Genomic DNA, 21,530 nt, shown 5'->3' with positions numbered 1-21,530 from the left:
GAGGTCTCATGGCCGAGGCCGACAAGTTCATCGATGCCTGGCAGCAGCGGGCGGAGGCGCTGATCGCGAATTTCGCGGTCGGCGCGCCGCCGTATGACGTGCTCCCGAAGTCCATGATGGACGCCGACTTCCTGCCCGCCGCCCAGCTCAATATCGAGCTGTTCTTCCGGTTTTTGCGCACCGGGGACGAACCGGGCGAGGTCGAGTCGGAACCGCTGGTGGCGCGGGCGGTTTCACTGGTCCGCGACGGGATGCCGCTGGCGGAGGCGCTCACCAACTACCGGGTCGGGCTCACCTTCGTGTGGAATCAGGTGGTCGGGACGCCCGCGCCCGAGGCGGCCGTGACCGCGGCGACGAGCGCGTTTCGACTGGCCCAGTACGTGGCCCTGCTGACCGGCCGAATCGCCGATGCCTGCGTCGACGATGTGCGGCAGTCGCGCTACGACCGCATCGAGCAGCACCGGGCGATCGCAGAAGCGCTGCTCAGCGGCGGGGATCCATATGAATGGGCCGAGGATTCGGGTGTCACGATCATGGACGCCTATGTGGTCGCGGTCATCCGGCTCGGTGATTCGCCGCCCGGGATTCTCACCGAGCTGCGGCGGCGCTTGAGTGGGATCGCGGGCAGCTTTCTCTACCGCGACAGCGGCGGGTGGACGACCCTGCTGCCGCTGCGCTCGGCCGCCGATGTCAGCGCGGCCATCGACAGTCTCGCCGACGTGCTGCAGCCCCGGAAGAACACCGCGAAACCGGCGCTGTGGGTGGGTGTTTCGGCCGCCGCGACCCGTGACGGGATTCCCGCCGCCTTCGCCGAGGCGCGGGTGCTCGCCGAGACCGGGCGTTCGCTGCGCTGGCCGCGCATGATCTGCCGGCGCGAGGACATGGTGTTCGAATACGCCATCGCCACCTCGGCGGCCGCGGCGAATCTGGTGCGGGTGCTGGATCCCCTCGATGGGCAGCCGGTGTTGACCGAGACCCTCGAAGTGTTCATCCTGCAGGATTTCAACCAGAACGGCACGGCGCGTGAGCTTTCCGTGCACCGGAACACGATCACCTACCGGCTCACCCGGATCGCGGAGTTGACCGGTTTCGATCCGCAGACCCCGGCGGGGATCTCCACGCTCATGAGCGCCCGGGTGGCGCGGCGGCTCGCGGAGTCTCGGGACTGAGAGCTACTCGGTCCTCGCACCGACCAGCAGGGTGACGATGGCCTGGACGAAAGCCTCGATGCGCTCGCGGGGATAGGTGTCCGGCTCGCTGACCGCCAGGCGGCCCAGCATCTCGGCAATGGTCAGCAACGAGTTGGTGAGCAGCCCGGAATCCATTCCCGCCCACCGCGGATCGGCGATGAGACCGATGCGGACCAGCGCCTCGGCCTGATCGAAAATGCCCGCGCGGGAGCTGCGAATGGCCTCGCGGTATTCGTCGGGCGCATTGCCCGGACCCGCGAGCAGCAGCCGCCAGCGGGTCGGATTGCTCAGTGCCACATCCACGAACGCCTCGACCGTGGCGGAGGCGGCGACCACCGGGTCCGCGCCGAGCAGATCGGTGGGCAGGGTGTCGGCGACCTGGTCCAGGGCGCGTTCGCGCTCGCGTTCGAGCAGCGCGGCGACCAACTCGGCGCGGGTCTTGAAGACCGTGTACAGCACCGGTTTGCCGACCCCGGCCTCGGCGGCCACGGCCTCCATGCTCAGCTCGTGAAGTTCGGACTTCTCCAACACCGCGAACGCGGCGTCGAGCAATTGGGCCCGACGCTCCTCGGGCGGCAGGCGGGGCGCGTATCGCCGACGCGGCCGGTCCGTCATCGCTCGCTCACCTGCCGCTCCACCGTCACCGGGCCATTCTGCCATAAAGCTACGCAGCCGTTGTATTCGCCGCGCACAATTGCTACGGTGGCGTTGTATTGCTTGGGATCGAGCCTGCTGAGGAGCCCCCGTGACCTTCGATCCGACCACCCTGCGCCGAGATGACTACGGCTTCTTCGGCCCGGATTCACCGAGCTGGAAGGTCTGGACCTCGCCGACCGCGGTGATCGGCTTCCAGCGCGCGGTCACCCTCGAGTTCTTCGACCCGTTTCTGACCGCGTCGGTCGCCGACACCGGCAAGATCTACGCCGACCCGCGCGGCCGCCTCGACGCCACCTTCGCCTACTTCCTGATCGTGGCGATCGGCGACTCCCGCACCGCCATCCAGGCCTCCGAGCACCTAATGGACGTGCACGCCAAGAGCAGCGGCATCGAGCCCATCACCGGCCGGCGCTACAGCCCCAACTCCCCCGAGACCCAGCTGTGGATCCACATCACCGGGTGGCAGTCGGTGCTGAAGGCCTACGAGATGTTCGGCCCCGGCCTGACTCCCGAGGAGGAGGCCCTCTACTGGCAGGAGTGCCGGATCGCCGCCGAACTGCAGACCTGCAAGCCCGAGGACGTGCCGGTGACCCGCGAGGGCATCCGCCAGTACTACGCGAATGTCCGTGCGCGCCTGTGCACGTCGGAGCGCGCGCAGGAGGGCATGCACCAGATGCTGTTCACCTCGCCGAAGAACGGCGCGGGGTGGACCTATGCTCTCGGCGCACGGCTGCTGTCCTTCGCCTCGATCGCGACGCTGCCCAAGTGGATGCGCAAACTCGGGCAGTTCGACCGGCCCGGCATCGTCGACCTGATGGTCCGCCCGGTGGCGCGAATCCTGGTGTGGCTGTTCACGCTGTTCAACAAGGCGGGCTTGATCATGGCCGCCCCGCTCATCGCGCCGATGGCCGGGCAGATCCTGGAGCAGCATCTGAAGGCCGGGGTGCCCACGCTGCCCGAGACGGTGACCCCCGCCAAGGCCCGCGAACTGTATGGCAGCCGCGGTCACCGAAGCGTTTCCGCCGCAAGCTGATTCGAGCGGACTCAACGGCAGGTGAGGTCCGACTCCGGGCGTGTGCCGTCGGTCAGGAACCGCTCGACCGCCTCGTTCGCACAGGCGACAGGGGAGGGATACGCGCCGTGCCCACCGGCGTCCACCGCGACCATCCGGGCGCGATCACCGAAGGCTCGGCGTAGATTCAGCGCGCCGCTGTAGGGCGTGGCCGGGTCCCGGAGATTCTGCACCAGCAGCAGATTCGAGGGTCCGGTCGCGTTCACGACGGTGCGCGGCTGGACCAGATACGGCCAGGTCGCACACGGTGGGTAGCCGCTGGGCAGGCCCGCGGTCAGGGGATAGCGGGCTCGGTTCTCGGCGACGGCGCTCGCGTAGTCCTCGACCGCGGTCGGCCAGGCCACGTCATTGCACATGGTGGCGACCAGGACCGCGGCCGTTCGCTGGGCCTGGGATTCGGGCTGTGCAGGCCGGGCCGCGGGCAACGTTTGCGACCTCGCGGCGGCATTCATCACCTGGGCCACGAAGGGAAAGCGTTTGTCGTCGTACATCCCGTCGAGCAGGATCTGCCGCAGTCCATTGCCGCTCAGGATCGACAGCTCCGCACCCGGCCAGGGCAGCGGGTCGCGGTCCAAACGCGCTGCGAGCGTCAGGAATTCGGCGCGCACCGCCTCCGGGGTCTCCGCCACTCGGTCCGGATTGCCGTCCGTCGTGGCCCAGCGGGCGAAATCCGGGAACCGGTCCTCCACGCCGACGGCGTAGTTCGCCATCCAGCCGCGCTCGACCCGGTCGGGGTCCGGATCGTCATTGCTGTCCAGCAGTATCCGGTCGGTCCGCTCACCGAACAAGGTGGCGTACGTCGACAGTACGTATGTCCCGTAGGACCTGCCCCACGCGGATATCGTGTTCTCTCCCAGAGCTTCTCGAATCCGGTCGATATCCCGCGCCTCGGTCCGGGTCCCGATGGACCGTACCAGCGCACCGCCTTCGCGCACGCAGGACGCGGCGATGCGCCGCTGCACGTCGACGATCCCCGCTATCCCCCCATCGGCATCCGGCCACGGCCGCAAACGCTCCAGTGCCAGATCCGACTGTGCGAGATGGCAATTCGCCTCCACACTCGCGCCGATGCCGCGCGGATCGAAGCCGATCAGGTCGTACTCGTCGCGCACCGCCTCCGGCAGTGCCGCGCCCTGGGTGGTGGGCAGATTCAGCCCGCTGCTGCCCGGCCCGCCCGGCACCAGGAACAACACACCGCGGCGATGGTCCGGATGCGCACTGCGTATCCGCGAGATGACAAGCGAAACCTGCTCTCCCCCGGGCTTGTCGTAGTCCATCGGCACCGAGATGGTCGTGCACTCCTGCCGGGCATCCAGCCCGCTGCCCTGGCAAGCGGTCCACGATGGCGTTGCGCCGGACGTTCCCCGACACGCCACCACCGTGGACATCACCAGCCCGGCGAGCCCCAGCACCACTCCGAGACGAACTGTTCGCTTCACGCCTGCAGACGTTAGGAACCGGGACCGCTCGCCGACCTCACCCCACGGTCCCGATCTCGACTAGCCCTGTGGGACTATGCCAGCGGGGTGAAGTCCCGACTGGCGAGATACTCCGGGCGCGGATACGGGGCCGCGTACGGCTCCAGCAGGGTGTTCTCGACGCTGTTGAACACCAGGAAGAGGTTCGAGCGCGGGAACGGGGTGATGTTTCCGGCCGAACCGTGCATCAGATTGGAGTCGAACAGCAGTGCCGAACCCGCCCGGCCGGTGAACTGGGCGATGCCGTGCTTCTCGGCCAGATCGGTGATGGCCGCCTGGGACGGGATGCCGATCTCCTGGTCTCGCAAGGAGACTCGGTAGTGGTCGGCGGGTGTCACGCCCTGACAGGGGACGAAGGTGCGGTGCGAACCCGGCATCACCATCAGACTGCCGTTGAACGGGTAGTTGTCGGTCAGGGCGATGGACAGGCTCACCGCGCGTGGGGCGGGCATGCCGTCCTCGGCGTGCCAGGTCTCGAAATCGGAGTGCCAGTAGAAGCCGGTGCCGGTGAAGCCCGGCATGTAGTTGACGCGGGTCTGATGCAGATAGACCTCCGAGCCGAGCACCTGCCGGGCCAGTCCGGCGATTCGGCTCTCCCGCAGCAGATCCGCGATGGGCTGGCTCAACTTGTGCACGTCGAAGATCGATCGCACGCGGTGCGAATCACGTTCGATGATCACGCGATCGTCGAGCACCAGATCGGGATCGCTTGTCATGCGCTGGATTTCGCCCGCCACATCGGCGACCTCGTACGGGTCGAGCAGGCCCTCGAGGATGGCGTGGCCGTTCTCGTCGAACTCGGCGAGGGCGGGGGTGCCGATCTCGCCCCAGACCGTCGGGTCGTCGCGCACGATCGGCGGCGTGCCCGCCACGGTGCGGGTGCGGTAGCGATCGATGCGTTCCGGGTGTTCGGTGCCGGACACCGTCATTCGTTTCCCTCCTCTGTTACTCACCGACGGCGACGAGCGGATACACGCCGTGCTCGTCGTGCACCTCGCGCCCGGTCACCGGCGGATTGAACACGCACAGCATGCGCATCCGGGTGCGGGCGAACAGCCGGTGCCGTTCGTGGCCATCGAGCAGATACATCGAGCCGGGGCCCAGTTCGTAGGTGGTGCCGTGGTCGAGGTCGACCAGGGTGCCGTCGCCCTCGACCAGCCAGACCGCCTCGATGTGGTTCTGGTAGTGGAATTCGTGGACGGTCTCGGCGTCGATGGTGGTCTCATGGAAGGAGAAACCGACGCCGTCGCCGCCGAGCACGATGCGCTTGCTGCGCCAGCCCGGGCCCGCGACATCGCGGTCGGTGCCGGTGATTTCGGCCGTGGTGCGCACGATCATGTCAGCGACCCCCGCACACGACGTCGATCGAGGCGGCCAGCAGCTCCAGGCCGTGGTCCAGTTCGCTGTCGGTAATGGTCAGCGGCGGAAGCAGTTTCACCACCTCGTCCTCGGGGCCGGAGGTCTCCACCAGCAGACCGCGCTGGAAGGCCGAGGCGCACACCTTCTCCGCCTGCGAGGCGTCGTCGAAGGCGATGCCGTGCACGAGGCCGCGACCGCGGGAGCTGATGCCGTCGAAGGCCGAGACCATGCCGGTCAGGGCGGTCTCGATGCGTGCCGACTTGGCGAAGGTGGCGTTTTCCAGGGCATCGTCGGCCCAGTAGTTCTCCAGTGCCGCATGGGCGGTCACGAACGCGGGGTTGTTGCCGCGGAAGGTGCCGTTGTGTTCGCCCGGCTTCCACAGGTCCAGCTCCGGCTTGAACAGCACCAGCGCCATGGGCAGGCCGTAGCCGCCGATGGACTTGGACAGGGTCACGATATCCGGTGTGATACCGGCCATTTCGAAGGAGAAGAACGGGCCGGTGCGGCCGCAGCCCATCTGCACGTCGTCGACGATGAGCAGAATCTCACGGGCCGAGCACAATCCGGCGAGCTTGCGTAGCCAGTTGACGCTGGCGATGTTCACACCGCCCTCGCCCTGCACGGTTTCCACGATCACGGCGGCGGGCTGGTCCAGGCCGGAGGAGGCGTCGTCGAGGACGCGTTCCATCCATTCGAACGAATCATCGTCCGGGCCGGAGAGATAGCCGTCGTAGGGCATCGAGGTGGCGTGCTGCAGCGGCACTCCCGCGCCCGCGCGCTTGGCGGCATTGCCGGTGACCGAGAGCGCGCCCAAGGTCATGCCGTGGAAAGCGTTGGTGAAATTGAGGATTTCGGTGCGCCCGGTGGCCTTGCGGGCCAGCTTGAGCGCGGCCTCCACGGCATTCGCGCCGGTGGGTCCGGGGAACTGCACCTTGTAGTCCAGGCCGCGCGGGCGGAAGATGCGCTCGCGCAGGGACTCCAGCAATTCGCGCTTGGCGACGGTGGACATGTCCAGGCCGTGGGTGAGGCCGTCACCGGCGATGTAGTCCAGCAGGGCCTGCTTCAACACGGGATTGTTGTGGCCGTAGTTGAGCGCGCCCGCGCCCGCGAAGAAGTCCAGGTATTCCCGGCCGGTTTCGTCGCGGAGCCAGGCTCCGGAGGCGGTGTCGAAGACTGTCGGCCAGGAGCGGCAGTAGCCGCGCACATTGGATTCCAGTTCCGCGAAAACCGTCATGTCGGGTGTGGTCATCGCCAGTCCTCCTGAGAAGTAATCGGTGCGATGCGATAAAGGTCTTCGGGCTGATGTCCGCCCGGGAATTGGTCCGCCGTGAACAACGGGGTGCGGGTCAGGGCCGCACCGCGACGACGCGCGAGCGAGGCGAACATGGCGACCGAGGCCGGATTGTCGGGGGAAATCGTGGTCTCGAGTTGCGTGACGCCCTGGGACGCACAGCTTTCCAGCAGCGCGTCGAGCATGTCCACGCCCAGGCCGTGCCCGCGATGGGGATGGTCGACGGCGACCTGCCACACGAACAGGGTGTGCGGCCAGGCCGGTCGGGTGTAGCCGATGACGAAACCGGCTACCTCGCCGTCGATTTCGGCGACCATCGAGGTGTTCGGGAAATCCCGACACCACAGGAGATAGGCGTAGCTGGAGTTGGTGTCGAGCACCCGGGAGTCCTCGGCAATGCGCCACATGTGCGCTCCGTCGGAAAGCCGGGGCTCCCGGATCTCGATGGTTTGCTGGGATATCGCGTCAAATTTGCTGATTGGGATCTGCATGACGATCTCAGCCTGACGATCAATCTTTGAGGTCTTCCATGCGAACTCATTGCGATCTCATGACGATCCTATGACCGCCGTCATCAAGACGGGCCTATCGCGGCATGTCGAGGCGATATCCCAGTCCTCGGACCGTCACCACGATGCGGGGGTCCGAGGGGTCGGCCTCGATCTTCGTGCGCAGGCGGCGCACGTGGACGTCGACCAGCCGCTCGTCGCCGAAGAAGCCTTCGTCCCAAGCCCGTTCGAGCAGCAGGGTGCGGCTCAGGACGCGGCCGGGGTTGGCGGCCAGCTCGCAGAGCAGACGAAACTCGGTGATGGTCAAGGGAATCTGTTCATCGCCACGACGGACGACGCCGCCGTCGGGCGAAAGCACCAGGGGCGCATCATCATCGGCGTCCAGCACGATTTCCGCGGGCGGCTCGGCGATCGGCTCGTCCGGGAGCGCGCCCAGCCGTGGACGTCGCCGCAGCGCCCGCATGCGCGCGCTGATCTCCTTGATCTCGAACGGCTTGGCCACGAAATCATCGGCGCCGGCCTCCAGGGCGGCGACCACATCGTGGGTGTCGGCGCTGTCGCTGACCACCATGATCGGCACCTCGTGGGCGCGGCGCACCTCGCGAATACAGGTGAAGGCGTCCATCTCGCCGACCAGGAGATCCACGATCATCACGTCGGGGGCTCCGTGGTTACGCAGCCGCTCCAACGCCGTCTCGGCGGCACCCGCCTCGGCGACCTCGTATCCTTCCTGCTCCATCGCCATCCGCAAGGTGTCGCGGACCCTGTCGTCGTCCCCCACGATCATCAGGCTCGCGCCCATTCATCCATATCCTTTCGCCCGGAGGCCGCCCCGACGCGTCCAGCGGACAATCACCGGACTACTACCGGTGATCGTGTATCGACAAAGTCGAATACCCGAACCTTAGTTCAGCGAAACATTGGCTACCGGCTCACCTTGGGCGCAAGTGCGACATTGTGAGAACGGGCACAAAAGGTTTCGACGTGGATTCAGCTGGTCGCGGGCGTATTTCGCACTGAGATATCGATAACTGGGCCGCGGGTGGGATCGAGCCAACGCATTACCGCGTCCAGATCCGAACTCGGGAGGGCCACACAGCCCGCGGTGGGGTGGCCGTCGCCGACATGCAGGAAATACGCCGAACCCGCGCCCGGGACGACCGGGGAGCGGTTGTAATCGATGACGACGGCGTGATCGTAGGCCGGACCCGCCAAACCCAGGTCCTCACCGGCGGATTCGTCGAACGGGCAGGTGCCGGGGGCGCAGGTGTGAAAAGTGTTGTAGTACTGCGACTTCGCATCCGAGACCCACCAATCCGACTCCGTCACCCGGCGATACGGGAGGCGGGTGCCGTTGTTGGCCGCGATGCCGAACGCCTCGGTGAGGGACCAGATTCCGGCCGGGGAACGGGTGGCCGATTCGCTGGCGGGGCCGACGCCCTCCGCGCCTATGTCGGCTCGCAGTGGGCCGATCGCGCGGGACCAGTGGGAATCGGTGCGGTTCCAGGCGGTCAGTGTGGCGGTTGTGGCGGTGGGGGAATCCGCGGTCACCGTGATCAGCTGCTCGGCCGGGCCGGAATAGCTCGGTTGCTCCTCCGGCTCGCCGTGCGGGCGTGCGCACCCGGCCGCGGCGAGCATCAGGGCGGCGGTGAGCGCGGCTACCAGGCGGCGGGTGATGGGCATGGTGCTGACAGTCTGCCGCACGGCGATAAGCTCCCTCTCTTATGGCCCTGAACTCGACCGTCTACACCTTCACCGTCCACCTGGCGGACGTGGACCGCAATGTCTACGAGGAGCTCGAGCTCCGGGTCGCGCGACACCCCTCCGAAACCGCCGAATACATGATGACCCGTCTCCTCGCCTACTGCCTCGAATACCAGGAAGGCATCACCTTCAGCGACGGCGGCGTCTCCTCCACCGACGAGCCCCCGGTCCTCATCCGCGACCTCACCGGCCGCCTCACCCACTGGATCGACGTAGGCGCCCCCGACGCCGACCGTATCCACCGAGCCAGCAAACTAGCCGACCAAGTATCCATCTACACCCACCGAGACCCCACAAAGGTCCTCGCCGCCCTCCCCTCCAAACGAATCCACCAGGCCGAAGCCATCCCCCTCTACTCCTTCGATCGCAACTTCATCGACTCCGCCGCCTCCGCCCTGGACCGCCGAAACACTCTCACCGCCTCGGTCACCGACCGCCACATCTTCCTCGAACTCAACGGCCAATCCTTCTCCGCGCCTATCGAAGAGCATCGACTCGACAACTGAAAAACCAAGAGCCAAAAAAAGAAAAACCAAAAAAAGAAAAGATAAAAGACGCCAGGAGGAGGGAGAGAGGGTGGCCGAGCTTGCGAGGCCCCCTCACCTACCAGCCCGCTTCCGGAAAGACAAAAGACAAAAGATGCCTGGAGGAGGCAGAGAGGCGGGTCGAGCTTGCGAGGCCCCCTCACTTACCAGCCCCCTCACCGCTCGACCGTTCTTCGTCTCTGTGGAATTGTCAAAGAACCTGAAAGCCGTGGAGCTGTCGAACGATTCGGGTCTGTGTTTCTGGGGTTGTCTCGAGAAGGTGATGCGTGCAGTCCGTGGGCTGGGAGGTGAGGTGGCGGCTCCCAACCCGGCGTCAGCCCAAGTCCGGTAGGGCAGGCGAGGCGACCACACTTCCCGTTGTTTTGCGCACGCCAGCGGGGCACGAGCTGCTCGGGTGTCACGCTGCCCGTGAACCCCACTTCCGGCAACTGGAATCGACCGCCGTGGCGACCCGCCGCCCCGCGTGATGTTTGTCGTTGACCTGTGGGGTGTGGGAGGGGTCCAACACCGCCGGAGCAATCCACCCCACCCGGCCCGGCTGGGCCGAGTCTTTGCCCAACATCACCGTCTTCCAGCCGTGTTCGCTGTCGTTGACCATGGCGTGGTGGTGGTCGCAGACCAGGGCGAGGTTGTTCAGGTCGGTGGGTCCGCCCTTGGCCCAATCGATCACATGATGCGCCGCGCACATCGAGGCGGGCACATCGCAGCCGGGGTGGGTGCAGCCGCGATCACGGGCGATCAACGCCAGGCGCTGACCCGAGCTGGCGAGGCGTTCACCGTGGGCGAGGTAGAGCGGGATCTCGTCCTTGTCGAGGATCGCGAGCACGGGGCGAGAGTTCTTGGCCAGCTTGAGGGCTTCGTTGATGGAGAGGTGTCCGCCGGAGGCGGTGGTGGCCACGCCCGCGCCCTTTTCGAGGTCGGCCAGGCTCATGGTGACCACGACTTCGACGGGCAGGCCGCGGTGCTTGCCCAGCTTCACCGGCTTACCGGCCTTGGCTGCAGCGGCACCGGCAGCAGCGAAGACACCAACACCAGCGGCGGCGGTGCCCGCAGCAGCACCAGCGCCCGCAGCGCCAGCGGCAGCGGCATCGATACCAGCGGTGGTGTCGGTGACCGGCTGCAGGGCGGACACGAGCGCGAACAACGCGTCGTGGGTGCGCTGGCCCGCGTCGCGGCGATCCCGGCGCGCGGCGGCCTCCAACACCTTCGATTCGACGTGCGTGGTGGCGGCGAGGATTTCGGTGTCGGTGTCGTCGAGGTTGCACATGCCCGGGCGGGCGAGCTTCGCGAAGATCGCATCCAGCAGGGCGCGCAGTTCGGGGGTGAGCCAGCCTTCGATCTTCGACATCCCATCCACCCCGGGACGGCTGATGGTGATCCCGCGACGGCGACGACGATCAGCATCGGAAATCACCGTGCCCTCCGGATCCAAACGTGCCAGGATCTCGCGCCCGATCTTGGGCAGGTCGTCGGGGTGCCCGGTCACACAGTGCTCGACCAACAGCGCCTCGGTCTCGACCCGCGCCGGAGCGGGAACCTCGGCGGGCAGATGCGTCATGATGTCCACGATCCCGCGCACATGATCACGCGAAATCACCCCCGCCTCAAACGCGTTCGCCGTCGCGGCCAGCGCGATCGGACGCGGCTTGCCGTCGGCTCCGAGGAATTCCCCACACGCTGCGGCGATCTTCACGCGCATCGCCGCGTCATAGCGCGACAGGCCCAGGGTTTGACGCAGGAACGGCACCACATCCTTCACCCCCGCCTTGCGCGGCAGATCCCGCTCCGCGATCTCGATCACCAGAGCCGAATCCAGAGCGGCCAGCTGGCGCTTGCAGATCTCCAGATCGCGCATGAATTCCACTGCATCGATATCGGCGAGCGGCTTGAGTCCGCCGTGCAGAGCATTGTCGGCGACGTTGGTGATCGCGGTCATCAGGGCGCTGATGCCGGTGCTGTCGAGTGTTTCCCCCTTCGAATTCATGCCTCAATTTTACCGCTATTGCCGTCGCAATAGAAGTCTAATTATGGTGTGATGTAATGCTTTTCAGAATTCAATTATCGAAACGACCAGTCGCAATTGCGGATTCGCGGAGGCGGGGTGGGAATCCTGGTCCGAGGCGGGCTGAAATATCCTCGTGGCGCAGCGGTTCTCGGCAATGCGCGCACACTACTTCTGCGTGCGTATCGTGGTCGCAGGTGGTGTGGTGGAGGATGACTGGTTCGCCGGATTCTGGAGCTAGATAGCGGTCTCCCCACGCCATCATGGCTGCTATGACGGGGAAGAAATCGCGGCCTTGGTCGGTGAGTAGGTATTCGTGGCGGACCGGGCGGTCCTGGTAGGGGGATTTGGTCAGGAGGCCGGTTTCCACCAGGCGGTTCAGGCGCTGGGAGAGGATGTTGCGGCTGAGGCCAAGGGTGGATTCGAAATCGTCGAAACGCTTTGCGCCGTAGAAAGCTTCGCGCAGGATCAGGGGTGTCCACCAGTCGCCCAGCAGATCCACGGTGCGGGCGACGGTGCACGGCCAGTTCGCGAAACTCGTTCGTTTCATGCGGTCACGGTATCCAGGCGGGCGGGGACGTACTTGTGCCAGGGGGTGCCGACCCATTCGTCGCGGGCGTCGAAGGAGGTCAGCTCGTTCGGCGCGGCACCGGTGGTGACCTCGGTGCCGTCCGGGCCCACCACCGACAGACCGAAGCCATTGGGCAGGGACAGGTGGCCCGGGCGCATGCGGTCGGTGGGTTCCACCGGCACCTGGGCACTGCCCCGGCGGGTGGTGATCTGGACCAGGTCCCCTGCCGCGAGGCCCAGTCGGTCGGCGTCGGTGACGCTGATGCGCAGGGTGCCCGCTGCATCGCGCTTGCGCCAGGCGGGATCTCGGAAAATCGTGTTCGCGGTGAAGGCGCGGCGCTCACCGGCCGAGAGGATGAACGGCCACTCGTCGGCATCCTCGGGCGCGTCGGGCAAGGTGGCGACCACCTCGAGCAGTTCGGGGATCTCCAGGCGGATCGTCTTGTCACGCACCCGATTCCACGTCTCGGCGTAGTCGTCCTCCGAGATCACCACGCCATGCTTGCCATGAAGAATGGCTTCGAACAGCCGCTCCCCCGCCTCCAAACCCGTTCCGTACCCGGCACGTTCGACGCTCGCGGGGAACTTGCGCACCATATTGTAGGCCGCCGCCCACAGCAGCGCGGCCGACGCGGCACCGTCGGGGAGCGTCTCCCCCAGCGTGCGGTACAGCAGCACGGGAGCGAGTTTCGAGCGGGCCGGGTCGCCGAGAATGCCCAGGAACGCCATGGCGAAGGCTTCGCGTCCCTGCGCCAGAGCCGCCCGCAGCGGCGCGTAGTCGGCCTCGCCCACCACACCGGCGGCCTCGGCCAGTCGGGCGTGAATCTCCGGCTCGGGCAGCACGCCCTCCGGCGCGGGCAGCACGGGATGCCGCAGGTGGAAGATATTGCGGGGAAAATCGAAATTGAAGAAGGTGGCTTCGTACTTCTCGAACTGGGTCGGGGCGGGCAGGACGTAGTCGGCCAGGCGGGCCGTCTCGGTCATGGCCACATCGATGACGACGACCAACTCCAGAGCCTGCAGCGCCTCCCGGATGCGCTCCGAATCCGCCAGCGAGTGAGCGGGATTCGCGCTCTCGATGAACATCGCGCGGTAGCGCGCGGGGTGATCGGTGAGGATCTCCTCGCTGATCACATTGCAGGGCACCAGCCCGCTGACGATGTGCGCCCCGACCACCGGGCTCTTCGGCCCCTCCCCGGCCGGATGCCCACGGTCGTGGCCGATATTGGTCAAACCCGTGAAAGCGTATTGCGTGCCGGGCTTTCCGACATTGCCGGTGAGCAGCCAGACCAGCTTCTCGACGTAGCTGACCACGGTCGAGTAGCGGTTCATCTGCACCCCGAGGTCCTCGAGGGCGGCCACCGAGCTCGCCCGCGCCAGCCGGTGCGTGGCGGCGGTGACCAGATCCAGATCGACATCGGCGATGGCACAGTACTTTTCGATCGGGACGGCACGCAGGACCGGCAGGACGGCGTCGAGGCCCGTGGTGTGTTCGGCCAGCCACTCATGGTCGATGAGGTTGTCGCGCACCAGGATCGCGGCCATGGCCGACAGCAGGTACACGTCGGTGCCGGGGCGGAGCTGCAAATGGAAATCGGCCAGTTCGGCGGTTTCGGTGCGGACCGGGTCGAGCACGATCATCGAGCGCCCCGGGTCCTTGGCGATCTCCTTCAGCACCGTGCGCGCCCGCGGAAAGCCGTGCGACTGATACGGATTCTTGCCGATGAACAACGCCACCTCGGCGTGCTCCACGTCCGCGCGCATCGGGTACCCGGCCATGCGCGCACCCACCCAGAAGTCGCCGGTCTTCTCCTGCGCCAGCGCGCTCGACCGATACTTGATGCCGTAGGCGGCCATGGTCGCGGGAGCGTACGCGCCGCCCAGGTGATTGCCCTGCCCGCCACCGCCGTAGTAGAAGATCGACTCCCCGCCGAAGTGGTGCTTGACCTCCAGCAGTCGCGCCGAGACCTCGGAAATCGCGGTGTCCCAATCGATTTCCTCGAAACTGCCGTCCGCGCGCCGCCGCAGGGGCGCGGTCAGGCGACCGGTGTGGCCGTTCTGGTAGCGGTCCAGCTGCAGCGCCTTGTTGCAGGTGTAGCCCTCCGACGCTGGATGCAGCTTGTCGCCGCGAATCTTCTCGAAGGACCGGCCGTCCGGGCCGAGCAGCACCTGGATGCCGCAATTGCACTCACACAGGATGCACGCCGTGGGCTGCCACTCCGTCATGTGAGGAGCGTAACCCTGTTAGTTCACTAGCGCTACCCACTACAGGTCTTTGACCGTGATTCCGAAGGCGGCGGCGAAGACGGGGGCCAGTTCGAGCAGCTGCATATTGGTGACGGTCGCGCCCGACAGCGATTCGACGCCGCTCGCGATCCCCAGCGAACGGGCCTCGCGCAGATCCACGTTCTTCAACTTGGCATTGCGCAGCATGAGCCCGCTGATTTCCGACCCCGGGAAGGTCACCCCGGTCAACTTGGCGTCCATGATGTCGACATCGCGCAGCACGCAATCCACGAACGACACGTCGATGAGCGTCGCACCGCGCAGATTCACCGAGTCGAACTTGCAGTTGTGGAAGCTCACCCGCCGCAGCGTCGAACCGAACGCCTCCACCCCGGACAACGCCGCCATCACGAATTCCGCGTCCATCCAATTGGTTTCGGACAGATCGGTGCGAATCCACCGGGTGCTCTGCAGCCAGACGTCGTTGAACCGCGAATAGCGGAAGATGCCGCCGGTGACCGTACTGGCGCTGAACGCGCACTCGGCGAACGTCACGCCCCGCACCTGAGGATCATCCAGCGACAGCCCCTCGAAATGGGCGCAGTCGTACGCGCCTTCACTCTCGATCGCCTCGCGCGGCTCGAGAAAACGCGCGAAGGGCAGGTCGGTCAACTCCCGTGGCATAGGCAGGTCCCAATCAAGGTCGAGTGCGGCAGATCGGATCGAAGATTCGCCCCGACGCTACTCGCGGCCCCCGACAACCCACCCCGCCCCGCCACCCTCGAGCCAAGACGGCACAGTGGTATAGCCCGCAGGTCAGCGCCCTGAAACCGCGCCGAACACCCAAAACCCGCACTGCGACACGTGATATATCCATCCGCCACGCGATCGGGGCCGGGCGGCACCACACAGGTGCAGCCGGTGCCGAGGCGCTAGTCCTCGGCAGTCAACGCGGCGAGGGCGTCGCGGAGGGTGCGGCGTTGGTCGGGGGTGAGGGCGGCGAACATTTCCTGGGCGGCCTCGCGGCGGGCCTGCGACATCTGGGTCAGGACGCGGCGGCCCGCTTCGGTCGGGGTGACTAGCATGGCGCGGCGGTTGGCCGGGTCCGGTTCGCGGGCAACCAATCCCGCGGATACCAGGGCGTCGACGACGGTGGTGGCCGAGCGCGGGACGATGCCGAGGTGCTCGGCGAGGACCGACATGCGCAGCGGGGTGTCGGCGTGTTCGTCGGCGCGGCCGATGATGCGCAGGGCGCGGGCCTGGGCCGGGGTGAGGCCGAGCGGGGCGAGGCGGGCGGACTGGGTGCGGCGCAGGCGTTTGGTCGCGCGGAAGAAGAGGTCCGCGAGGTCGGGGTCGTCCGGGGTGCTGCTCGGCATGATTTGGAGCATAGCTCATTGTCCTCGGAACAATTATGAGTCAAACTCAGTTATAGCGCGTGACTCCGTTCGAAAGGAGGCGCTTATGGCTTCAGAGCGAGAACTCGGCCGGATCGTCCGGCTCTTTCGACCCTATCGAGGGCGATTGGCCCTGGTCGGGGCCCTGGTGGGATTGGCCGCACTGGCCGGTTTGGCTTCCCCGTTCCTGCTGCGCGGCATCATCGATGACGCCCTGCCGCACGGTCGTACCGGGCTGTTGACGCTGCTGGCCGCGGGCATGATCGCGGTGGCCGCGCTCAACAGCGTGTTCGGCGTGTTGCAGACCTACATCTCCACCTCCGTCGGCCAGAACGTCATGCACGATCTGCGGTCGGCCGTCTACGCGCGGCTGCAATCCATGCCGCTGAGCTTCTTCACCACCACCCGTACCGGTGAGGTGCAGTCGCGCATCGCCAATGACATCGGCGGCATGCAGTCGACGGTCACCTCGACGCTCACCTCACTGGTCTCGAACTTCACTTCCGTGGTGGCGGCGGTCATCGCCATGGCCGCATTGGATTGGCGGCTCACCCTGGTGTCGCTGGCCATGCTGCCGCTGTTCGTCTGGATCAGCCGCAAGGTCGGCTCCGAGCGGCGACGGATCACCGGGGAACGGCAGCGCAAGCTGGCGGGCATGTCGGCGATCGTGGAGGAATCGCTGTCGGTGAGCGGAATCCTGTTGTCGCGCACCATGGGTCGCTCCCCCGCCCTGGTGGACGATTTCACGCGGGAATCGCGCGGACTGGTGGATCTGGAGATTCGCTCCAGCATGGCCGGACGCTGGCGGCAGTCGACGATCTCGATCGTCATGGCCGCCATGCCCGCGGTGATCTACTGGGCCGCCGGAATGACCGTGGCCTCGGGGCATCCCATGGTGTCGATCGGCACGCTGGTCGCGTTCACGACCCTGCAGAGCGGGTTGCTGCGGCCCACGGTCATGTTGCTGTCGACCGGCGTGGACATCCAGAGCTCGCTGGCCCTGTTCGGGCGCATCTTCGAATACCTGGATCTGCGACCGGATATCGAGGAACCCGAGCATCCCACTCCCCTGCCGAAGCAGGTGTCGGGCGCGGTGCGCTTCGAGAACGTGGGATTCGCCTACGACTCGGATCGAGATGTGTTGAGCGATATAGACATCGAGGTCCCCGCCGGAACGAGTCTGGCGATTGTCGGCGAAACAGGTTCCGGCAAGACGACTCTCGGCTATCTGGTGGCACGCCTCTACGACGCGACCGCGGGCCGAGTGACCGTCGACGATATCGACGTGCGCGACCTGTCCTTCGCGGACCTGTCCTCCGCCGTCGGCGTCGTCTCCCAGGAGACCTACCTCTTCCACGCCTCCGTAGCCGACAACCTGCGCTTCGCCAAACCCGACGCGACAGAACAGGAATTGCACGCCGCCGCCCAGGCCGCCCAAATCCACGACCACATCATGTCCCTGCCCGATGGCTACGACACCCTCGTCGGCGAACGCGGCTACCGCTTCTCCGGCGGCGAGAAACAACGCCTCGCCGTGGCCCGGGCCATCCTCCGCAACCCGCCGATCATGGTCCTCGACGAGGCGACCAGCGCCCTGGACACCCGCACCGAACGCGAGGTCCAGTCCGCCATCGACACCCTCTCGGCCAACCGCACCACCATCACCATCGCCCACCGGCTCTCGACCATCCGCGACGCCGACCAGATCGTGGTGCTCGACAACGGCCACGTGGTCGAGCGCGGCACCCACCGCGAACTGGTGGAGCGCAACGGCTACTACGCGGCTCTCCTGGCCCGCGACGCCTTCGAAGATGTGGTCGGGGCTACCGTCTGATAGACATTGGGCCCTACCCGGTCGGCACGTCCGGGTATCGGAGGGAGAATGCCACGTGACCAGCGAACAGTTCCCGGCTCAGCCGAATCCGTACCCCTACGATCCGTTCGGGGCGGGTTCGGGGTACCCGGGCGGGCCGACACCGGGTAAACCCGCTCGGCCGCAGACCGTGACCTACGCCTTCTATCTGATGCTCGCAGGTGCCGTGGCCACGGTCGTGGGGGTCGTGTACGGCAGCACGCAGTTCTCGGCCGCGCGCGAGACGGTGAAACAGCGGTCCCATCGGGGCCTGACCGATAGCGATATCGACACGATCGTCACCGTCACTCTCGCGGTATCCGTCGTGTTCTCGCTGATCGCCGTCGGGCTCTGGGTCTGGATGGCGTTCGCCAATCGCGCGGGGAAGCACTGGGCCCGCGTCACCGCGACCGTCTTCTTCGCCGTGGACACGCTCACCACGCTGTACTCGGTGGTGGCGGGACGGTTCCCCGTCTCGGACGCCATCGGTGTCCTGACCTGGCTCATCGGCCTGGCCGCCGTGATCCTGTTGTGGCGCGGACCGTCCAGCGCCTATTTCCGCCCGGCCCCGGCGTACGCACCGTATCCGCAGGGACCGTATCCCACCGGCCCCCAGGGCTTCTGACCCCTACCAGCCCGGATTGCCGCCGAGCGGAATGTTCACCCAACTCGGCGCGTTCGGGTCGAGATCGAGATGCTGTGGGAGCAGCTCACTTTCGTTCAGCAGCGGGCGCAGGGGCAGGCCACGGGGGAAGTTGAAGGCGAAGACGTCCACGCGCAGGCGGTGGCCCGGCTGTAGGACGGCGTCGGTGGCGGTCAGGCCTAGGTCGATGGTGGTGGGCTGGCCGGGGACGATCGGTTCTCGATCGGCGAGGGTCAGGACAGGGTACGGGTCGGTGTAATCGCCGTTCGGCGAGCGAGTTGCCTTGTCCTCGTCCACTTTTCGCAGGGAGGCCGTCAGCTGACCGGAGGTCAGAACGGTCGAGCGGCCGTCCGGGGCGACATCGTTGAGGGTCGCGGACCAGTAGCCATCGGTGGCGTCGAGGACCGTGTTCAAATGCACATTGATCGGACCCGAGACCAGGGTGGCGTCGGCGACGGGACCGCTGGTGAAGGTCAGGCCGTTGAGTTCCATCGGCCGCGCGTCCTTGGCGCAGGCGTCGAGGATGGCGGTGACGCCCGCGGTGATCTGCGCCGAGTCCCGTGAGCACAGGCTCATGATGCCGGGCGCGACCGTGAGTCGTTCCGGCCCAGCGGGATCCGTCGTCAGGCTGCCGTCGTGCAGGCTGGTGGCGGTGGTGCCGCTGGGCGCGCCCGATAGGTACAGCCGCCGGTAATCGACGTCGCTACGCGGGAATTCACCCGTCGTGGTCCACGCGCCACCCTGCTGGAACAGCGTCACCGGACCGTAGGAGTCGATGCCGTTGTCGATTCCCTTGAGCCACTTGTCGAACCAGGCCCGCTGCAGCACGTCCAGGCGCGGCGGGGCACCGGGTGCGCCGAAACCGCTGCCCGGATCGGCGTGGTAGGTGTCGCCCATGATCAGCTGTTTCTGCCCGGGCGGCAAGGCAATCGCGTTGTAGATGCGCGGTTCGGAGTAGGTGAAGATGTCGTGCCAGCCGCCGTAGACCATGGTCGGCACGCGCACCCGGTCGGGGTGGCCGAGCCAGGCGCTGCGCAGGTTGCTGTCGGGTTCCAGGATGCTCTTCAGATTGTCCGGGATCTCCGGGATGCTCTGCACCGTGAGCGCCTGAATGATGTAGTCGAAGAAGGTGAACGGGCTCTGCAGCCGGTCGGCCAGCCACTTCCAGTCGAAGGTGCCGGAGAAGATCGAGGTCAGATCCGGGATGAGCTTGAGGCTGTCGACACCGAGCAACCACGGTGGGATGAAACCGAATCCGAGCGCGCCGCCGGTGGCCAGCACATCGCGCACCAGATCACTGCCGGGTTCGACCGGGAAGATCGCCTTCAGCGCGGCCGGTTGGTGTTCGGCGGCCTGCACCTGATTGATGGCCGAATACGAGATACCGGACATGCCGACCTTGCCGTCCGACCACGGCTGCCGCGCCGCCCAGTCGATGACCTCGACGCTGTCGAGCTGCTCGCGTTCCTGGAAGACCTGCCACACGCCCTCGGAGAATCCGGTGCCGCGCACATCGGCGACGACCTGGGTGTAGCCGGACTGCACCAGCTTGCGATCGGCGGTGAACACGCGGGCCGCACCGCCCGGGACCACCTTCACCAGATCGGAGAGTCCGCCGAGCCCGACACCCGAAAGGTCGAAGCCCTGCAGGAAATTCGACAACACATCCGACAGCCCCGGAATCGACAGCGCCGAATCCGCGATCATGGACACGAGTTTCGTGTACGGGGTGAGGTTCACGACCGTCGGCAGCGGGGTGTCCACGATATGGCCCTCGGCGTCCATGGGCCGGTACACATTGGCCTTCAACACCGTGCCGTCGCTCATGGTGATGGGGACGTCCCAATCGATGTGCACGCCAGGATATTTGGGCGCCTCGTCCTCGGTCGCGGTCCAGGCCGCGCCCAGCGATCCGGCATCCGGTGTGGCCGTGGCCAGCGGTCGAACCAGCACACCGATGGTGACGACGGTGGCGAACAGGGCGAGCGCGCCCAGCGTCCGACCCCTGACTTTCCTGAATTTCATCCCGACCCCGTGGTGCGATGCAAGGAACCTCTGCGTACCCAACGGTCGGACTGTAATGGCCGCCACTGTCGATCGCAATCGTGTCCGGTGTCATATGTTGACCGGATGAATGCAGCAGCAGGGGATCTGGCGGGCCGCGTCGCACTGGTGACCGGCGGCGGGCGCGGCATCGGGCGGGCCATCAGCCGGGCGCTGGCCGCCCGCGGGGCCGCGGTCGCGGTGAACTGGGCGCGGCACGAGGAACCGGCGAACGAGACGGTGGCGGAACTGAATTCGGCCGGAGCCACCGCGCTGGCCGTGCACGCGCCGGTCGACGATCCGGCGGCCGTGGCGGCCATGGTCGAGCGCGTGCACGGCGAGCTCGGCCCGATCGGCATTCTCGTCCACAATGGCGGCATCGCCAGTCGCGGCCGCGCGGTCGCCGACACCGATTCCGCGGAAGTCGAACGCCTGCTGCGCATTCAGGCCATCGGCCCGCACTACCTGAGCGGCCTGGTCCTGCCGCAGATGCGCACCTGCCCGCGTGGCGACATCATCATGATCAGCAGTGTTGCCGCGCATGCGCTGAGTGCCAACGGCGCGCCCTACAACATGGCCAAGGCCGCGCTCGAGGCGCTGGCCCACACCCTCACGAAAGAGGAAGCCCCCAACGGCATCCACGTCAATATCGTCGCGCCCGGACTGGTCTCCTCCGATATGGGCGACCGCCTCACCGCCGCCCTCAGCGGCGGCACCCTTCGGCAGGCCGCGGACCTCGACGACACCTCTCCGTTCGGCCACGTCTGCCGCCCCGAGGAAGTGGCCGACGTGGTGGCGTTCCTGGTCTCCCCCGCCGCCGGGTACCTCACCGGCCAGCGCATAGTCGTCGACGGCGGCGCATACCCCCACCGCGCCTGATTCGTGGTTAGCTGACCAGGTGCCTGCCCTCCGACAGGCCCACGACCGACCGTTTA

The 21,530-nt window shown here is 66.8% G+C and carries 20 protein-coding genes; 6 read left to right on the top strand and 14 right to left on the bottom strand.

Annotated features, from left to right (window positions below; all coding sequences use genetic code 11):
* Positions 1-8: 8 nt before the first annotated feature.
* Positions 9-1,169, top strand: coding sequence for a PucR family transcriptional regulator (locus VMT65_RS30660; RefSeq protein ID WP_326312000.1), 1,161 nt, complete (start codon positions 9-11; stop codon positions 1,167-1,169).
* A 3-nt stretch (positions 1,170-1,172) separates the two neighbouring features.
* On the opposite strand, the gene VMT65_RS30655 is transcribed toward VMT65_RS30660, so the two are convergent.
* Positions 1,173-1,805, bottom strand: a complete 633-nt coding sequence (locus VMT65_RS30655; protein ID WP_326311999.1) for a TetR/AcrR family transcriptional regulator — start codon at positions 1,803-1,805, stop codon at positions 1,173-1,175.
* A gap of 130 nt (positions 1,806-1,935) precedes the next feature.
* Between VMT65_RS30655 and VMT65_RS30650 the strand changes: the two genes are divergently transcribed.
* Positions 1,936-2,880, top strand: a complete 945-nt coding sequence (locus VMT65_RS30650; protein WP_326311998.1) for an oxygenase MpaB family protein — start codon at positions 1,936-1,938, stop codon at positions 2,878-2,880.
* Between the two features lie 11 nt (positions 2,881-2,891).
* Here the strand turns inward: VMT65_RS30650 and VMT65_RS30645 are convergent, their stop codons facing one another.
* The 7 genes from VMT65_RS30645 to VMT65_RS30615 form a co-directional block, all read right to left on the bottom strand.
* Positions 2,892-4,358 (bottom strand): alpha/beta hydrolase, encoded by a 1,467-nt coding sequence (locus VMT65_RS30645; RefSeq protein ID WP_326311997.1) that lies wholly within the window; start codon positions 4,356-4,358, stop codon positions 2,892-2,894.
* 74 nt (positions 4,359-4,432) lie between these two features.
* The gene (gene thpD / locus VMT65_RS30640) at positions 4,433-5,326 is read right to left on the bottom strand and encodes an ectoine hydroxylase (RefSeq protein WP_326311996.1); all 894 of its coding nucleotides are present in this window, start codon (positions 5,324-5,326) and stop codon (positions 4,433-4,435) included.
* A 16-nt stretch (positions 5,327-5,342) separates the two neighbouring features.
* A complete protein-coding gene (locus tag VMT65_RS30635; protein WP_326311995.1) occupies positions 5,343-5,735 on the bottom strand; it encodes an ectoine synthase in 393 nt (130 codons plus the stop codon).
* A 1-nt stretch (position 5,736) separates the two neighbouring features.
* Positions 5,737-7,005: a diaminobutyrate--2-oxoglutarate transaminase gene (gene ectB, locus VMT65_RS30630; RefSeq protein WP_326311994.1), complete on the bottom strand. Its 1,269-nt coding sequence runs from the start codon at positions 7,003-7,005 to the stop codon at positions 5,737-5,739.
* Positions 7,002-7,538, bottom strand: a complete 537-nt coding sequence (ectA, locus tag VMT65_RS30625; RefSeq protein ID WP_326311993.1) for a diaminobutyrate acetyltransferase — start codon at positions 7,536-7,538, stop codon at positions 7,002-7,004. The genes ectB and ectA overlap by 4 nt, the downstream gene beginning before the upstream one ends.
* Before the next feature lie 94 nt (positions 7,539-7,632).
* Positions 7,633-8,358, bottom strand: a complete 726-nt coding sequence (locus tag VMT65_RS30620; RefSeq protein ID WP_326311992.1) for a response regulator transcription factor — start codon at positions 8,356-8,358, stop codon at positions 7,633-7,635.
* 188 nt (positions 8,359-8,546) lie between these two features.
* On the bottom strand, positions 8,547-9,260 hold the full coding sequence (locus tag VMT65_RS30615) for a L,D-transpeptidase family protein (RefSeq protein WP_326311991.1): 714 nt from the start codon (positions 9,258-9,260) through the stop codon (positions 8,547-8,549).
* 20 nt (positions 9,261-9,280) lie between these two features.
* Here VMT65_RS30615 and VMT65_RS30610 point away from each other — a divergent pair, with 20 nt between their 5' ends.
* A complete protein-coding gene (locus VMT65_RS30610) occupies positions 9,281-9,826 on the top strand; it encodes a YaeQ family protein (RefSeq protein WP_326311990.1) in 546 nt (181 codons plus the stop codon).
* Between the two features lie 436 nt (positions 9,827-10,262).
* Here VMT65_RS30610 and VMT65_RS30605 read toward each other — a convergent pair whose 3' ends face one another.
* From VMT65_RS30605 to VMT65_RS30585, 5 genes are all read right to left on the bottom strand, one after another.
* A complete protein-coding gene (locus tag VMT65_RS30605) occupies positions 10,263-11,849 on the bottom strand; it encodes an HNH endonuclease signature motif containing protein (RefSeq protein WP_326311989.1) in 1,587 nt (528 codons plus the stop codon).
* Positions 11,850-11,919: 70 nt separating this feature from the next.
* The gene (locus VMT65_RS30600; RefSeq protein WP_326311988.1) at positions 11,920-12,417 is read right to left on the bottom strand and encodes a winged helix-turn-helix transcriptional regulator; all 498 of its coding nucleotides are present in this window, start codon (positions 12,415-12,417) and stop codon (positions 11,920-11,922) included.
* Complete coding sequence (locus tag VMT65_RS30595; protein WP_326311987.1) at positions 12,414-14,663, bottom strand: molybdopterin-dependent oxidoreductase; 2,250 nt, start codon at positions 14,661-14,663, stop codon at positions 12,414-12,416. Before VMT65_RS30595 ends, VMT65_RS30600 begins: the two co-directional genes overlap by 4 nt.
* A gap of 39 nt (positions 14,664-14,702) precedes the next feature.
* Positions 14,703-15,347: a pentapeptide repeat-containing protein gene (locus VMT65_RS30590; RefSeq protein ID WP_326311986.1), complete on the bottom strand. Its 645-nt coding sequence runs from the start codon at positions 15,345-15,347 to the stop codon at positions 14,703-14,705.
* A gap of 248 nt (positions 15,348-15,595) precedes the next feature.
* Positions 15,596-16,039 carry a MarR family winged helix-turn-helix transcriptional regulator gene (locus VMT65_RS30585; RefSeq protein WP_326311985.1) on the bottom strand — a complete coding sequence of 148 codons (444 nt, stop codon included), beginning with the start codon at positions 16,037-16,039 and terminating at the stop codon, positions 15,596-15,598.
* An 85-nt stretch (positions 16,040-16,124) separates the two neighbouring features.
* On the opposite strand from VMT65_RS30585, the gene VMT65_RS30580 reads away from it, so the two are divergent.
* Together VMT65_RS30580 and VMT65_RS30575 are read left to right on the top strand one after the other, a co-directional pair.
* Positions 16,125-17,891: an ABC transporter ATP-binding protein gene (locus tag VMT65_RS30580; RefSeq protein ID WP_326311984.1), complete on the top strand. Its 1,767-nt coding sequence runs from the start codon at positions 16,125-16,127 to the stop codon at positions 17,889-17,891.
* A 55-nt stretch (positions 17,892-17,946) separates the two neighbouring features.
* A complete protein-coding gene (locus VMT65_RS30575) occupies positions 17,947-18,534 on the top strand; it encodes a hypothetical protein (protein ID WP_326311983.1) in 588 nt (195 codons plus the stop codon).
* Positions 18,535-18,537: 3 nt separating this feature from the next.
* On the opposite strand, the gene VMT65_RS30570 is transcribed toward VMT65_RS30575, so the two are convergent.
* Positions 18,538-20,577, bottom strand: a complete 2,040-nt coding sequence (locus tag VMT65_RS30570) for a CocE/NonD family hydrolase (protein ID WP_326311982.1) — start codon at positions 20,575-20,577, stop codon at positions 18,538-18,540.
* A 105-nt stretch (positions 20,578-20,682) separates the two neighbouring features.
* Between VMT65_RS30570 and VMT65_RS30565 the strand changes: the two genes are divergently transcribed.
* On the top strand, positions 20,683-21,474 hold the full coding sequence (locus VMT65_RS30565) for an SDR family NAD(P)-dependent oxidoreductase (protein WP_326311981.1): 792 nt from the start codon (positions 20,683-20,685) through the stop codon (positions 21,472-21,474).
* Positions 21,475-21,530 lie beyond the last annotated feature (56 nt).

It is taken from the genome of Nocardia sp. CDC153 (assembly GCF_035818515.1).
GTDB lineage: Bacteria > Actinomycetota > Actinomycetes > Mycobacteriales > Mycobacteriaceae > Nocardia.
This window is presented reverse-complemented; position numbering and strand designations above follow the sequence as displayed.

Bases quoted from the DNA above. Each gene is read 5' to 3' on its own strand.
- VMT65_RS30660 (WP_326312000.1), top strand. From the start codon at position 9: ATGGCCGAGGCCGACAAGTTCATCGATGCCTGGCAGCAGCGGGCGGAG.
- VMT65_RS30655 (WP_326311999.1), bottom strand. From the start codon at position 1,805: ATGACGGACCGGCCGCGTCGGCGATACGCGCCCCGCCTGCCGCCCGAG.
- thpD (WP_326311996.1), bottom strand. From the start codon at position 5,326: ATGACGGTGTCCGGCACCGAACACCCGGAACGCATCGATCGCTACCGC.
- VMT65_RS30635 (WP_326311995.1), bottom strand. From the start codon at position 5,735: ATGATCGTGCGCACCACGGCCGAAATCACCGGCACCGACCGCGATGTC.
- ectB (WP_326311994.1), bottom strand. From the start codon at position 7,005: ATGACCACACCCGACATGACGGTTTTCGCGGAACTGGAATCCAATGTG.
- ectA (WP_326311993.1), bottom strand. From the start codon at position 7,538: ATGCAGATCCCAATCAGCAAATTTGACGCGATATCCCAGCAAACCATC.
- VMT65_RS30620 (WP_326311992.1), bottom strand. From the start codon at position 8,358: ATGGGCGCGAGCCTGATGATCGTGGGGGACGACGACAGGGTCCGCGAC.
- VMT65_RS30610 (WP_326311990.1), top strand. From the start codon at position 9,281: ATGGCCCTGAACTCGACCGTCTACACCTTCACCGTCCACCTGGCGGAC.
- VMT65_RS30605 (WP_326311989.1), bottom strand. From the start codon at position 11,849: ATGAATTCGAAGGGGGAAACACTCGACAGCACCGGCATCAGCGCCCTG.
- VMT65_RS30600 (WP_326311988.1), bottom strand. From the start codon at position 12,417: ATGAAACGAACGAGTTTCGCGAACTGGCCGTGCACCGTCGCCCGCACC.
- VMT65_RS30595 (WP_326311987.1), bottom strand. From the start codon at position 14,663: ATGACGGAGTGGCAGCCCACGGCGTGCATCCTGTGTGAGTGCAATTGC.
- VMT65_RS30590 (WP_326311986.1), bottom strand. From the start codon at position 15,347: ATGCCACGGGAGTTGACCGACCTGCCCTTCGCGCGTTTTCTCGAGCCG.
- VMT65_RS30585 (WP_326311985.1), bottom strand. From the start codon at position 16,039: ATGCCGAGCAGCACCCCGGACGACCCCGACCTCGCGGACCTCTTCTTC.
- VMT65_RS30580 (WP_326311984.1), top strand. From the start codon at position 16,125: ATGGCTTCAGAGCGAGAACTCGGCCGGATCGTCCGGCTCTTTCGACCC.
- VMT65_RS30570 (WP_326311982.1), bottom strand. From the start codon at position 20,577: ATGAAATTCAGGAAAGTCAGGGGTCGGACGCTGGGCGCGCTCGCCCTG.
- VMT65_RS30565 (WP_326311981.1), top strand. From the start codon at position 20,683: ATGAATGCAGCAGCAGGGGATCTGGCGGGCCGCGTCGCACTGGTGACC.